This is a genomic window from Cupriavidus taiwanensis, from assembly GCF_900250075.1.
Taxonomy (GTDB): domain Bacteria; phylum Pseudomonadota; class Gammaproteobacteria; order Burkholderiales; family Burkholderiaceae; genus Cupriavidus; species Cupriavidus taiwanensis_C.
This window is the reverse complement of sequence record NZ_LT977070.1, coordinates 2,213,668-2,226,032: the sequence shown is the minus strand read 5'-3', so window position 1 is coordinate 2,226,032 and position 12,365 is coordinate 2,213,668. Positions and strand designations below refer to the sequence as shown.

Here is a 12,365-nt window from a genome sequence, read left to right as displayed (position 1 = left end):
TGGCGCGGCGGCGTCCGACTTGCGGCCGTTGCTGGAAACGCGCGGGCTCACCATCCGCTTTGGCGGCCATGTGGCCGTCAATGCGGTGTCGTGCGCGTTCCGGCCCGGCGAGCTGACCTGCATCGTCGGCCCCAACGGCGCCGGCAAGACCACGTATTTCAACCTGATCTCGGGACAGCTGCCGCCCACTGCCGGGCAGATCCTGCTCGCCGGCGAGGACGTGACGCGCCTGCCGGTGTCGCAAAAGACCCGGCGCGGCATCGGCCGCGCGTTCCAGCTGACCAGCCTGTTCCCGCAGCTGTCGGTGCTGGAGAACGTGCGCCTGGCGGTGCAGGCGCGGCAGCAGCGCGGCATCGATTTGTTCTCGATGTGGTCGGGCCACCGCAACCTGCAGGCGCAGGCCATGGCCATCCTGGAACGCGTGGCGCTGGCCGGCAAGCGCAACCTGACGGTGGCATCGCTGCCGCACGGCGACCAGCGCAAGCTGGAGGTCGGCATCCTGCTCGCGCTGCAGCCGCGCGTGTTCATGTTCGACGAGCCCACCGCGGGCATGAGCGTCGACGAAGTGCCGGTGATCCTGGACCTGATCCGCGAGATCCGCCAGGACCGCAGCAAGACCGTGCTGCTGGTCGAGCACAAGATGGACGTGGTGCGCTCGCTGGCCGACCGCATCATCGTGCTGCACAACGGCACGCTGGTGGCCGATGGCGACCCGGCCGAGGTGATCGCGTCGCCGGTGGTGCAGCAGGCCTACCTGGGCCTGCCGGAAGAGGAGGGCAGCCATGGCTGAGGCGACCGCGGCGCAGCCGATCCTGCAACTGCGGGACGTGCAGACCCATATCGGCCCGTACCACATCCTGCATGGCGTCAGCTTCGCGGTGCCGCGCGGCGGCGTGACCATGCTGCTGGGGCGCAACGGCGCCGGCAAGACCACCACGCTGCGCACCATCATGGGCCTGTGGCAGGCCAGCGCCGGCACCGTCAGCTTCAATGGCGCCGACATCACGCGCCACAGCACGCCGGCGATCGCGCAGGCCGGCATTGCATACGTGCCGGAGAACATGAGCGTGTTCTCCGACCTGACCGTGGCCGAGAACATGCGCCTGGCCGCGCGTACCGGCGCCATCGACGAACGCCGGCTGGACTGGGTGTTCCGCATGTTCCCCGCGCTCAAGACGTTCTGGCACCAGCGCGCGGGCGTGCTGTCGGGCGGGCAGAAGCAGATGCTGTCGGTCGCGCGCGCCATCATCGAGCCGCGCCAGCTGCTGATTGTCGACGAGCCTACCAAGGGACTGGCGCCGGCGATCATCCAGAACATGATCCATGTATTCCGCGAGCTGAAGCAGACCGAGGTGTCGATCCTGCTGGTGGAGCAGAACTTCCATATGGCGAAGTCGGTGGGCGATACGGTGGCGGTGATGGACGATGGCCGCACGGTGCATGGCGGCACGATGGCGGCGCTGGCGGAGGACGAGGCGCTGCAGCAGCGGCTGCTGGGGTTGTCGCTGGCGGCGCACCAGTAGGCCTTTGCGCTTGCGCAGGCCGGAGCACACAATCAGCACGAACAGACACATGACGACTTCATCAACCACCTTGCCGTCCGCAACCCCGGCCGCGCCGCCCGGCGTCCGCCTCGACTGGACCCCGCTCGCGCTGGCGCCGCTGCTGATGCTGCTGGCCTTTCCGCTGGTCGGCAGCCCGTCGACCTGGCTCACGCTGACCATTGCCGGCCTGGCGATGGGGATGATCATCTTCGTGGTGTCGTCCGGCCTGACGCTGGTGTTCGGCCTGATGGACGTGCTCAACTTCGGCCATGGCGCCTTTATCGCACTGGGCGCCTATGTCGCGGCCTCGGTGCTGCTGCCGCTGGCGGGCTGGGTCGAGGCCGACAGCCTGGCGCAGAATCTGGCCGTGTTTGCACTGGCAATCGCGGCTGCCATGGTGGCCGCGGGCGCGGTCGGCCTGTTCTTCGAGCGCGTGGTGGTGCGCCCGGTCTACGGCCAGCACCTCAAGCAGATCCTGATCACCATGGGCGGCATGATCGTCGCCGAGCAGCTGATCAAGGCCATCTGGGGCCCGGAAGCCATCGCGCTGCAGGTGCCCACCACCTTCCGCGGCGCGGTGCTGCTGGGCGATGCGGCGATCGAAAAGTACCGGCTGATCGCGATGGCGCTGGGGCTGGTGATCTTCATCGCCATGCTGCTGCTGCTCAACCGCACCCGCATCGGCCTGCTGATTCGCGCCGGGGTGGAGAACCGCGAGATGGTCGAGGCGCTCGGCTACCGGGTGCGCCGCCTGTTCGTCGGCGTGTTCGTCGCGGGCGCCGCGCTGGCGGGGCTGGGCGGCGTGCTGTGGGGGCTGTACCAGCAGAACATCACGGCGGCGATCGGGGCGCAGGTCAATGTGCTGATCTTCATCGTGATCATCATCGGCGGACTGGGCTCAACCACCGGCTGCTTTGTCGGGGCACTGCTGGTGGGGCTGATGGCCAACTACACCGGTTTCCTGTTCCCCAAGGTTGCTCTGTTCTCCAACATCCTGCTGATGATGCTGATCCTGCTGTGGCGCCCGCAAGGGCTGTTCCCGGTGGCGCGGCGCTGAGGGCAACGACCATGATCCGACTTCTCTCCGGCGACCTGCCGCGCAGCCGCGTGCTGGCGGCGCTGCTGCTGCTGATCCTGGTGGCGCTGGCGTGCGCGCCGTTCGCGTTCCCGGGCGCGCGCGCGCTCAACATGGCGGCCAAGATCTGCATCTTCGTGGTGCTGGTGGCCAGCTACGATCTGCTGCTGGGCTATACCGGCATCGTTTCCTTTGCCCACACCATGTTCTTCGGCATCGGCGGTTATGGCGTGGCCATCGCCATGTCGCGCATGGAGCCGGGCTGGGGCGCATTGCTGGCCGGCACGGCCGGCGCGCTGGCGGTATCGGCGCTGCTGGCCTTCCTGATCGGGCTGTTCTCGCTGCGGGTGCGGGCGATCTTCTTCGCCATGATCACGCTGGCGGTGGCGACCGCCTTCGCCACGCTGGTCTCGCAGCTGTCGGAGTGGACCGGCGGCGAGGACGGGCTGACCTTCAAGGTGCCCGAGGTGCTGCGCCCGGGCTTTACGCTGGGCGACGCCGAATGGCTGGGCGTGCCGCTGAGCGGCAAGCTGCTGAGCTACTACCTGGTATTCGCCGGCGCGCTGGTGCTGTTCCTGGCGCTGCTGCGCATCGTCAACTCGCCCTTCGGCCGGGTGCTGCAGGCAATCCGCGAGAACGACTTCCGCGCCGAGGCGATCGGCTACCGCACCGTGGTCTACCGCACGGTGTCGACGGTGCTGTCGGCGATGTTCGCCACGCTGGCGGGCGTGCTGATGGCGATCTGGCTGCGCTACAACGGCCCCGACACCTCGCTGTCGTTCGAGATCATGGTCGACATCCTGCTGATCGTTGTGATCGGCGGCATGGGCACGCTCTACGGCGCGGTGATCGGCACCGTGCTGTTCCTGCTGGCGCAGACCTACCTGCAGGACGTGATGAAGCTGGCCAGCGACGGCACCGCCGCGCTGCCGCTGCTGTCGGCGCTGTTGCATCCGGACCGCTGGCTGCTGTGGCTGGGCCTGCTGTTCGTGCTGAGCGTCTACTATTTCCCGCAGGGCGTGGTGGGCCGGCTGCGCGGCAGCGGACCGGTCCGGGACATCGCCAGCTGAGCGGAGGCTAGCCCATGTACGTGATCGACTGGCTGCACCGGAACGCGCAGCATTTCCCCGACAAGGTCGCGCTGGTGGACGTGGAGAGCGGCCGCCACGTGACCTATAGCCATGTCGACGAGCGCGCCAGCCGCTTTGCCGAATACCTGCGCGACCATCTGCGCCTGGCACCGGGCACGCGCGTGGCGGTGCTGGCGCACAACAGCTCGGACTATCTCGAGATGCTGTATGGCTGCGCCAAGGCCGGCATGGTGATGGTGTGCCTGAACTGGCGCCTGCCCGCGGCCGAACTGCTGCCGATCCTGCATGACTGCACGCCGCAAGTGCTGGTGGCGGGCGACGGCTTCCTGGGCGTGGCCGCGGAACTGGCCAGCGCCGTGCCGCTGCGCGCGGTGCTGCACCTGGCCGATGACGAAGCCGCCGACGTGCCCGGCGGCTGGACCGAATATGAAGCCGTGCTCGATGCCGCATCCGGCCGCATCATCGAGATGCCGTGCCGCGACGAGAGTGATATCTGGCACCTGCTCTACACCTCCGGCACCACCGGCAAGCCCAAGGGCGTGATCCAGACCTACGGCATGGTCTTCTTCAACGCCGTCAATGCGATGCTGGCCAACCAGATCACGCGCGACGACGTGTTCCTCAACGTGCTGCCGTTCTTCCATACCGGCGGCCTGAACCTGTACGCCAACCCGGTGCTGCACGCCGGCGGCACGGTGCACATCATGCGGCAGTTCGAGCCGCAGGCCGTGCTGGACCGGCTCGACCGCCGCAGCGGCGCGGGCATCACCATGTTCTTCGCGGTGCCGTCGGTGTACCTGTTCCTGAGCCAGCACCCGCGCTTCGCGCAGGCGGACCTGTCCGGCGTGCGCAATATGGCGGCGGGCGGCTCGCCGGTGCCCCGACCCTTGCTGGAAGCCTACCTGGCCAAGGGCGTGACCATCCGCTTCGGCTTCGGCATGACCGAGACCGGTCCCACGGTCTTCGTATGCGACGAGGACACCGCGCGCCGCAAGCTCGGCAGCATCGGCAAGCCGGTGGGATCGATGCTGACCCGCATCGTCGATCCGCTCGGCGTCGACGTGGGCCCCGGCGAGCGCGGCGAACTGCTGATCAAGGGGCCGGGCGTGACGCCGGGCTACTGGAACCTGCCCGAGGCCACCGCGCAGGCGCTGCGCGACGGCTGGCTGCATTCCGGCGACATCGCCTATTGCGATGAGGACGGCGACTACTACATCGTCGACCGCGCCAAGGACATGTTTATCTCGGGCGGCGAGAACGTCTATCCGGCCGAGGTCGAGAACGTGCTGTTCCAGCTGCCGGGCGTTGCCGAGGCCGCGGTGATCGGCACGCCGGACCCGCGCTGGGGCGAGGTCGGCATGGCGCTGGTGGTGCTGCGCCCGGATGCCGCGCTTGACGCGGATGCCGTGATCGCTCATTGCAAGGCGCACCTGGCCGGCTACAAGGTGCCGCGCGAGGTGCGCTTCCTCGACGCGTTGCCGCGCACGCCGTCCGGCAAGGTGGAAAAGCACAAGCTGCGTGCGGACCTGGCCGGAAACAGCGGCTGAAGCGCGCACCAGTTACCGTGGTTTGATGTCGTTCCCGTTGTTCGCGGTCGCAGTCTTCGCAGTTTCGCAGTCTTCCATCGACGTATGTCTCGACGGCCCCGGCACGGGGCGACAGAAGGAGGTTGACATGCAATCCACGCAGCATTCGCCGCGGTACCGCGGCCTCAGGCTCACGGCGCTGGCGGCGGCCGCATCGATGCTGGCCGCATGCGGCTCCAGCGACGACAACGGCAACGGCGGCAACCCCAATACCAAGCCGGCCTATATCGGCGCGGTCACCATCAACAGCTACGACGGCGCCACCGACGACCTGCTGACCGCAGGCCTGGGCAAGGACGGCCTGGCGAGCAGCACCGCACCGCTGCCGCTCAACCCGGCCGCGCCAACCGCGGCGGAACTGCGGCGCTACGCGATCTATACCAACTATCGCGCCATTGTCGACACCAGTGCCGGCGGCGGCTACGGCTCGCTCTATGGGCCCAACGTCGATGCGCAGGGCAATGTCACCGCGTCGGAAGGCAAGGTCGCCGGCGTCGAGTACATGGCCTACTCCGACGACGGCTCGGGCCAGCAGAACGTGACCATGCTGGTGCAGATACCGACCACGTTCAACCCCGCCAGGCCGTGCCTGATTACCGCGACGTCGTCCGGCTCGCGCGGCGTATATGGCGCCATCGGCACCGGAGAATGGGGCCTGAAGCGCGGCTGCGCGGTGGCCTATACCGACAAGGGCACCGGCGCCGCGCCGCATGACCTGGATACCGACACGGTGCCGCTGATCGACGGCACCCGCACCACGCGCGCGGCCGCCGGCAAGAACGCGCACTTCGCCGCGCCGGCAGGTGCCACCTCGCTGGCGGAATTCACCGCCGCCAACCCGCACCGGCTGGCGTTCAAGCACGCGCATTCGCAGCGCAACCCCGAGAAGGACTGGGGCAAGTTCACGCTGCAGGCGGTCGAGTTTGCGCTGTGGGCCATCAATGACCGCGTCGGCGCCGTGTCGGCCAACGGCACGCGCCAGCGCACGCTGGACCAGGACAAGGTGCTGGTGATTGCGTCGAGCGTGTCCAATGGCGGCGGCGCGGCCGTGGCCGCGGCAGAGCAGGATGCCGGCGGCCTGATCGACGGCGTGGCGGTGGCGGAGCCCAACCTGAACATGCCGCCCAACACCGGCATCGTGGTGCGGCGTGGCGCGGCACAGGTGGCGGCTTCAGGCCTGACACTGTACGACTACACCACCACGGCCAACCTGCTGCAGCACTGCGCCGGGCGCGCCACCGCGCTGACGCAGGCGCCGTTCTACGCCAACCCCACCATGGCGCCGTTCTTCGCGGCGCGCTGCCAGACGCTGGCCGAGAAAGGGCTGGTCACCGGCGCCAACACCGACCAGCAGAGCGCCAGCGCGCTGCAGGCGCTGCGCGCCGCGGGCTGGGAGGCGGAATCGGATGACCTGCACCCGTCGCTGGCCGCGTTCGACGTGGCGGCCGCGATCTCGGTCACCTACGCCAACGCTTATGCGCGGACCAGCGTGACCGACCGGTTGTGCGGCTACAGCTTTGCCGCCACGCTGACGGACCTGAAGCCGGCGGCGATCGCGCCCGCCGCGCTGGCGTCGATGTACGCCACCGGCAATGGCATTCCGCCGCAGGCACCGGTCCAGCTGATCAATGATCGCGATCCGCAGCATGGGCCGTACCTGAATCTGCCGTCCGTGTCCGCCTCGACCCAGCGCGCCGACCTGAACTACGACGGCGCCAGCTGCCTGCGCAGCTTGCTGACCGGCTCAGATGCCGCGGCGCTTGCATTGCAGGCCGGCCAGGCGCTGACGCTGCGCAACGGCAACCTGCGCGGCAAGCCGGCGCTGATCGTCCATGGGCGCAGCGACGCGCTGCTGCCGGTCAACCATACCTCGCGCCCCTACCTGGGCCTGAATCGCCAGCAGGAGGGCGTGACCAGCAAGCTGTCCTACGTCGAGGTCGAGAACGCGCAGCACTTCGATGCCTTCATCGGCGTGGTGCCGGGCTACAGCAACCGCTATGTGCCGCTGCACGTCTACCTGAACCGGGCCCTCGACGCGGTCTACGACAACCTGACCACGGGCAGGGCGCTGCCGCCGTCGCAGGTGTTGCGGACCACCCCGCGTGGCGGCACGCTCAACACCCCGGCGCCGGCGCTGTTGCCGTCCAACGTGCCGCCGTTCGCCGCCACGCCTGCCCCCGGCAACGCCATCACCGTCAACGCCAATACCGTACAGGTGCCCGACTGATGCACGACCAACCGCCGCGCGTGCTGTCGCAGCGCGATTTCGACCGCTTCGCCGCGCTGTCGCGCGACGACAACCCGATCCACTGCGATCCGGCCTTTGCCCGTGGCACGCATTTTGGTGCCACGGTGGCGCACGGCATGTTGCTGTTCTCGCTGCTGTGCGCGCATAGCGCGCGGCAACTGCCACGGCCGGCCTTGCCGGTCGTACAGGCGCTGATGTTCCCGGCGCCGGCGTTCGTTGGCGACGCGGTGCAGTTTGCGCTGTCTGCGCAAGCAGCGCCCGTCGGGCTTGCCGCCTACGCCACCACGGTCAGCTGTGCGGGCGGGCCAGGCCAGGCGCCGCGGGTGACGGCCGTGGGCGAGTCGCGCTGGCTGGCGGACGCGAGTCCTGCCGCACTGGCCGACCACTCAGCCGGAGCGGACCCGGTTGCGCAGGACGGCGATGCGGCCCTGTACGGCCTGCGTCCGGGCCAGCAGGCGAGCGCGGTGCGGGCCTTCACCGCGGCGGACCTGGACGAGTACATCGCGCTCACCGGCGATGCCAACCCGTTCCACGCCGATGCGGGCTTCGCCCGCGCCCGGGGTTTCTCCGGGCCGTTGGTGCCGCTGCCATTGCTGGCCGGCATGTTCTCGGACCTGCTCGGCACCCGGCTGCCCGGCCGCGGCACCGGCTGGATGAAGCAGTCGCTGCGGCTGGCCGCGCCGGCCCGGCTGGACGAGCCGCTGACGGCGCGCGTGCGCATCGTGCGGCTGCGCGCGGACAAGGATCTCGTCAACCTGGCCAGCCTGGTTACCGGCGCGGACGGCCGGGTGGTGGTGCAGGGCGAGTCGCTGGTGCTGGTGCGCAACCTGGCGCACAAGGGCGCCGACCGCGCCGCGTAGCGGGCGCGCGTATCGCGCGTATCGCGAGCATCACATGGTGGCCGGCCGGCGGGCCATGCGGGCCGGGCGCAACGCCGCACGGCCTGCGGCCTTGAAATGTCACGGCCAAGCCTTATCTTTCGGTATGACATGAGTGTCCGGCAGGGCATACGGGCGCCGCGGCAAGCTTCGCCGCCGACGCCCCCCGCATCAGGACACGACCTATCCGAGAGAGGGATTCCTTATGCGTCTTGACAAGCTGACCACCCGGTTCCAGGAAGCGCTGGCTGATGCGCAGAGCCTGGCCCTGGCCAACGACAACCAATACATCGACCCGCAGCACGTGCTGCGCGCGCTGCTGTCGCAGGACGACGGCGCCGCCAAGGCCTTGCTGGCGCGCTCAGGCGTCAACGTGCAAGGCCTGCAGACGGCGCTGGACGCCGCCATCAAGCGCCTGCCGCAGGTACAGGGCACCAGCGAGGTCCAGATCGGCCGCGACCTGGTCAACCTGCTCAACGCCACCGAAAAGGAAGCGATCAAGCGCGGCGATCAGTTCATCGCCAGCGAGCTGTTCCTGCTCGCCGTCGCCGACGACAAGGGCGATGCCGGCCGCATCGCGCGTGAAAACGGCCTGAACCGCAAGTCGCTGGAGTCGGCCATCCAGGCCGTGCGCGGCGGCGATTCGGTCAACAGCGCCGAGGCCGAGGGCCAGCGCGAGGCGCTGAAGAAGTACACCATCGACCTGACCGAGCGCGCCCGCATCGGCAAGCTCGACCCCGTGATCGGCCGCGACGACGAGATCCGCCGCGCGATCCAGATCCTGCAGCGCCGCACCAAGAACAACCCGGTGCTGATCGGCGAGCCGGGCGTGGGCAAGACCGCCATCGTCGAAGGGCTGGCGCAGCGCATCGTCAACGGCGAAGTGCCCGAGAGCCTGAAGAACAAGCGCGTGCTGGTGCTGGACATGGCCGGCCTGCTGGCCGGCGCCAAGTACCGCGGCGAGTTCGAGGAACGCCTCAAGGCCGTGCTGAACGACGTCGCCAAGGACGAGGGCCAGACCATCGTCTTTATCGACGAGATCCATACCATGGTGGGCGCAGGCAAGGCCGAGGGCGCGATCGACGCGGGCAACATGCTCAAGCCGGCGCTGGCGCGCGGCGAGCTGCACTGCATCGGCGCCACCACGCTGGACGAATACCGCAAGTACATCGAGAAGGACGCCGCGCTCGAGCGCCGCTTCCAGAAGGTGCTGGTCGACGAACCGACCGTGGAAGCCACCATCGCCATCCTGCGCGGCCTGCAGGAGAAGTATGAACTGCACCACGGCGTCGAGATCACCGACCCGGCCATCGTCGCCGCGGCGGAGCTGTCGCATCGCTATATCACCGACCGCTTCCTGCCTGACAAGGCCATCGACCTGATCGACGAGGCTGCCGCGCGCATCAAGATGGAAATCGATTCCAAGCCGGAGTCGATGGACAAGCTCGAGCGCCGCACCATCCAGCTGAAGATCGAGCGCGAGGCGGTCAAGAAGGAGACCGACGAGGCTTCGCTGAAGCGCCTGGAGCTGATCGAGCAGGAGATCGCGCGCCTGGAGAAGGAGTACGCCGACCTCGACGAAATCTGGAAGGCCGAGAAGGGCGCTGCGCAGGGCACGGCCGCGCTGAAGGAAGAGATCGAGAAGATCAAGCTGGAGATCTCCAGGCTGCAGCGCGAAGGCAAGCTCGACAAGGTGGCCGAGCTGCAATACGGCAAGCTGCCGGGCCTGGAAGGCAAGCTCAAGGCCGCGACCGATGCCGAGGCCAGCGAGCAGAAGCAGCCCAACAAGCTGCTGCGCACGCAAGTGGGCGCCGAGGAAATCGCCGAAGTGGTCAGTCGCGCCACCGGCATCCCGGTATCGAAGATGATGCAGGGCGAGCGCGAGAAGCTGCTGAAGATGGAAGACCGCCTGCATGGGCGCGTGGTCGGCCAGGACGAAGCCGTGCGGCTGGTGTCCGATGCCATCCGCCGTTCGCGTGCCGGGCTTGCGGACGAGAACCGGCCCTATGGCTCGTTCCTGTTCCTGGGCCCGACCGGCGTCGGCAAGACCGAGCTGTGCAAGGCGCTGGCCGAGTTCATGTTCGATTCGGAAGAACACCTGATCCGCATCGACATGAGCGAATTCATGGAGAAGCACAGCGTCAGCCGCCTGATCGGCGCGCCGCCGGGATACGTGGGCTATGAAGAAGGCGGCTACCTGACCGAGGCCGTGCGCCGCAAGCCGTACAGCGTGGTGCTGCTCGACGAAGTCGAGAAGGCCCACCCGGACGTCTTCAACGTGCTGCTGCAGGTGCTGGACGACGGCCGCCTGACCGACGGCCAGGGCCGCACGGTGGACTTCAAGAACACGGTGATCGTGATGACGTCCAACCTGGGTTCGCAGATCATCCAGTCAATGACCGGCGAGCCGCAGGAAGCGATCAAGGGCGCGGTCTGGCAGGAAGTGCGCACGCATTTCCGGCCCGAGTTCCTCAACCGGATCGATGAAGTCGTGGTGTTCCACGCGCTCGACCAGAAGAACATCGAGTCGATCGCGCGCATCCAGCTGCAGCGCCTGCAGGCCCGCCTGGCCCGCATGGACATGACGCTGGAGGTCACCGATCATGCGCTGGAGAAGATCGCCAGCGCGGGCTACGACCCGGTGTTCGGGGCCCGTCCGCTCAAGCGGGCGATCCAGCAGCAGATCGAGAACCCGGTGGCACGGGCCATCCTCGAAGGCAAGTTCGCCGCCAAGGACGTGGTGCCGGTGGATTATGCCGATGGGGAGTTCACGTTCGGGCGGAAGCTGGACTGAGGCTGCGCGCCGTCCCCCGCACAGCCGCTTGCTTCGCTTCCGTTAGCAGGAAGGGAAGCGTCGAGGCGGCCGATCGCACTCAAGCCCCTGCGCCATAGCGCAGGGGCTTTTTGTTGGGTGCGCAAGGTTCAATGCCATCGAGAGCTCAAGTCCTTCTGGTGGATTTGGACTTCCGGTACTGACTTGGCGTCAGGGTTTCAATCTTGTCCCAGCAACTGCGGAAGGCCTGAACGCTGCTGAAGCCGGACTTCGATGCGATCTCTTCCACGGAAAGGCTTGAAGCCGTCAGCAGCTTCCTTGCACGTGCCATGCGCAGGGCAAGCTGGTACTGCTTTGGTGTCAGCCCCGTTTCTTCCAGAAACACCCGGGAAAGGTGCCTGACGCTGATCGCAAAGCTCTGGGCAAAGCGGGGGTCGGAGACGGAAGCCTCCAGGTTTCGCGAGATGGCATCCTGGACGGCATGGATCAACTGGTTGCCATGCGAACGTGATTGGTACTGCGGATCGAGCCGCGGGTCATTGCTAAAGCGCCGGAATGGCACGACATTCTCGCGTGCTACACGAATGGCGGCGTCGTCGCCAAAAATCTCCGCCACCAGCCTCAGCGCCATGTCGATGCCGGATGCGACTCCCGCGGAGGTCCAGACCTTGCCATCGCAGACAAAGACCCGGTTGTCGACCACCGAGGCATGCGGTTGCCGCGCGCGAAGCCTCCTGATGAAGGCATGATGCGTGGTGCACAGCCGGCCGTCGAGTAGTCCCGCGTCTCCCAGCAGAAAGGCGCCGGTGCAGACCGCGGCAATAGTCGTGTCAGGGGCTTGACGGCCCGTGAACATGCGGCGCAGCCACGCAGCGGCATCGCGCCAGGGCTGCGATGCCATCAATGAAGTCTGCAGCTTGCTGCCGATCACCACTACCAGGTCGCGGCTATTGACGCGCGCAGGCAATGCCTCGATTCGGCCTAGAGCCACTCCCTGAAAGGCCTGCACGTTCGCATCAGGGCCGACGCACTGAACGGAAAGCTGACCGATACCTAGCTCCGAGACGGTAGACAGGACCTGTAGCGGACCGGCCAGGTCCAGCATATGAACGCCAGGCAGTACGAGGAGGTAAGCGGATCTCATGTGGCGTCGATTCCGACTGAGTGGGC

The 12,365-nt window shown here is 67.7% G+C and carries 9 protein-coding genes; 8 read left to right on the top strand and 1 reads right to left on the bottom strand.

The features are described 5' to 3' along the window. Positions 1-28 precede the first annotated feature (28 nt). The 8 genes from CBM2588_RS10285 (at position 29) to clpB (ending at position 11,216) form a co-directional block, all read left to right on the top strand. Entirely contained in the window at positions 29-790 is a 762-nt protein-coding gene (locus tag CBM2588_RS10285) for an ABC transporter ATP-binding protein (RefSeq protein ID WP_115681458.1), read from the top strand. Further along, positions 783-1,523 (top strand): ABC transporter ATP-binding protein, encoded by a 741-nt coding sequence (locus CBM2588_RS10280; RefSeq protein ID WP_115680460.1) that lies wholly within the window; start codon positions 783-785, stop codon positions 1,521-1,523. The genes CBM2588_RS10285 and CBM2588_RS10280 overlap by 8 nt, the downstream gene beginning before the upstream one ends. A 49-nt stretch (positions 1,524-1,572) precedes the next feature. Next, complete coding sequence (locus tag CBM2588_RS10275; RefSeq protein ID WP_115680459.1) at positions 1,573-2,601, top strand: branched-chain amino acid ABC transporter permease; 1,029 nt, start codon at positions 1,573-1,575, stop codon at positions 2,599-2,601. Between the two features lie 11 nt (positions 2,602-2,612). Next, entirely contained in the window at positions 2,613-3,689 is a 1,077-nt protein-coding gene (locus tag CBM2588_RS10270; RefSeq protein ID WP_115680458.1) for a branched-chain amino acid ABC transporter permease, read from the top strand. A 14-nt stretch (positions 3,690-3,703) separates the two neighbouring features. Then, the gene (locus CBM2588_RS10265; protein ID WP_115680457.1) at positions 3,704-5,257 is read left to right on the top strand and encodes an acyl-CoA synthetase; all 1,554 of its coding nucleotides are present in this window, start codon (positions 3,704-3,706) and stop codon (positions 5,255-5,257) included. Between the two features lie 127 nt (positions 5,258-5,384). Next, positions 5,385-7,523 carry a D-(-)-3-hydroxybutyrate oligomer hydrolase gene (locus CBM2588_RS10260; protein ID WP_115680456.1) on the top strand — a complete coding sequence of 713 codons (2,139 nt, stop codon included), beginning with the start codon at positions 5,385-5,387 and terminating at the stop codon, positions 7,521-7,523. Beyond that, entirely contained in the window at positions 7,523-8,404 is an 882-nt protein-coding gene (locus tag CBM2588_RS10255; protein ID WP_115680455.1) for a MaoC/PaaZ C-terminal domain-containing protein, read from the top strand. Before CBM2588_RS10260 ends, CBM2588_RS10255 begins: the two co-directional genes overlap by 1 nt. Before the next feature lie 223 nt (positions 8,405-8,627). Then, positions 8,628-11,216, top strand: coding sequence for an ATP-dependent chaperone ClpB (gene clpB / locus CBM2588_RS10250; protein WP_115680454.1), 2,589 nt, complete (start codon positions 8,628-8,630; stop codon positions 11,214-11,216). 145 nt (positions 11,217-11,361) lie between these two features. Here clpB and CBM2588_RS10245 read toward each other — a convergent pair whose 3' ends face one another. Then, on the bottom strand, positions 11,362-12,339 hold the full coding sequence (locus CBM2588_RS10245) for a GlxA family transcriptional regulator (protein ID WP_115680453.1): 978 nt from the start codon (positions 12,337-12,339) through the stop codon (positions 11,362-11,364). Positions 12,340-12,365 lie beyond the last annotated feature (26 nt).

Bases quoted from the DNA above. Each gene is read 5' to 3' on its own strand.
- CBM2588_RS10255 (WP_115680455.1), top strand. From the start codon at position 7,523: ATGCACGACCAACCGCCGCGCGTGCTGTCGCAGCGCGATTTCGACCGC.
- CBM2588_RS10270 (WP_115680458.1), top strand. From the start codon at position 2,613: ATGATCCGACTTCTCTCCGGCGACCTGCCGCGCAGCCGCGTGCTGGCG.
- CBM2588_RS10245 (WP_115680453.1), bottom strand. From the start codon at position 12,339: ATGAGATCCGCTTACCTCCTCGTACTGCCTGGCGTTCATATGCTGGAC.
- clpB (WP_115680454.1), top strand. From the start codon at position 8,628: ATGCGTCTTGACAAGCTGACCACCCGGTTCCAGGAAGCGCTGGCTGAT.
- CBM2588_RS10275 (WP_115680459.1), top strand. From the start codon at position 1,573: ATGACGACTTCATCAACCACCTTGCCGTCCGCAACCCCGGCCGCGCCG.
- CBM2588_RS10265 (WP_115680457.1), top strand. From the start codon at position 3,704: ATGTACGTGATCGACTGGCTGCACCGGAACGCGCAGCATTTCCCCGAC.
- CBM2588_RS10280 (WP_115680460.1), top strand. From the start codon at position 783: ATGGCTGAGGCGACCGCGGCGCAGCCGATCCTGCAACTGCGGGACGTG.
- CBM2588_RS10260 (WP_115680456.1), top strand. From the start codon at position 5,385: ATGCAATCCACGCAGCATTCGCCGCGGTACCGCGGCCTCAGGCTCACG.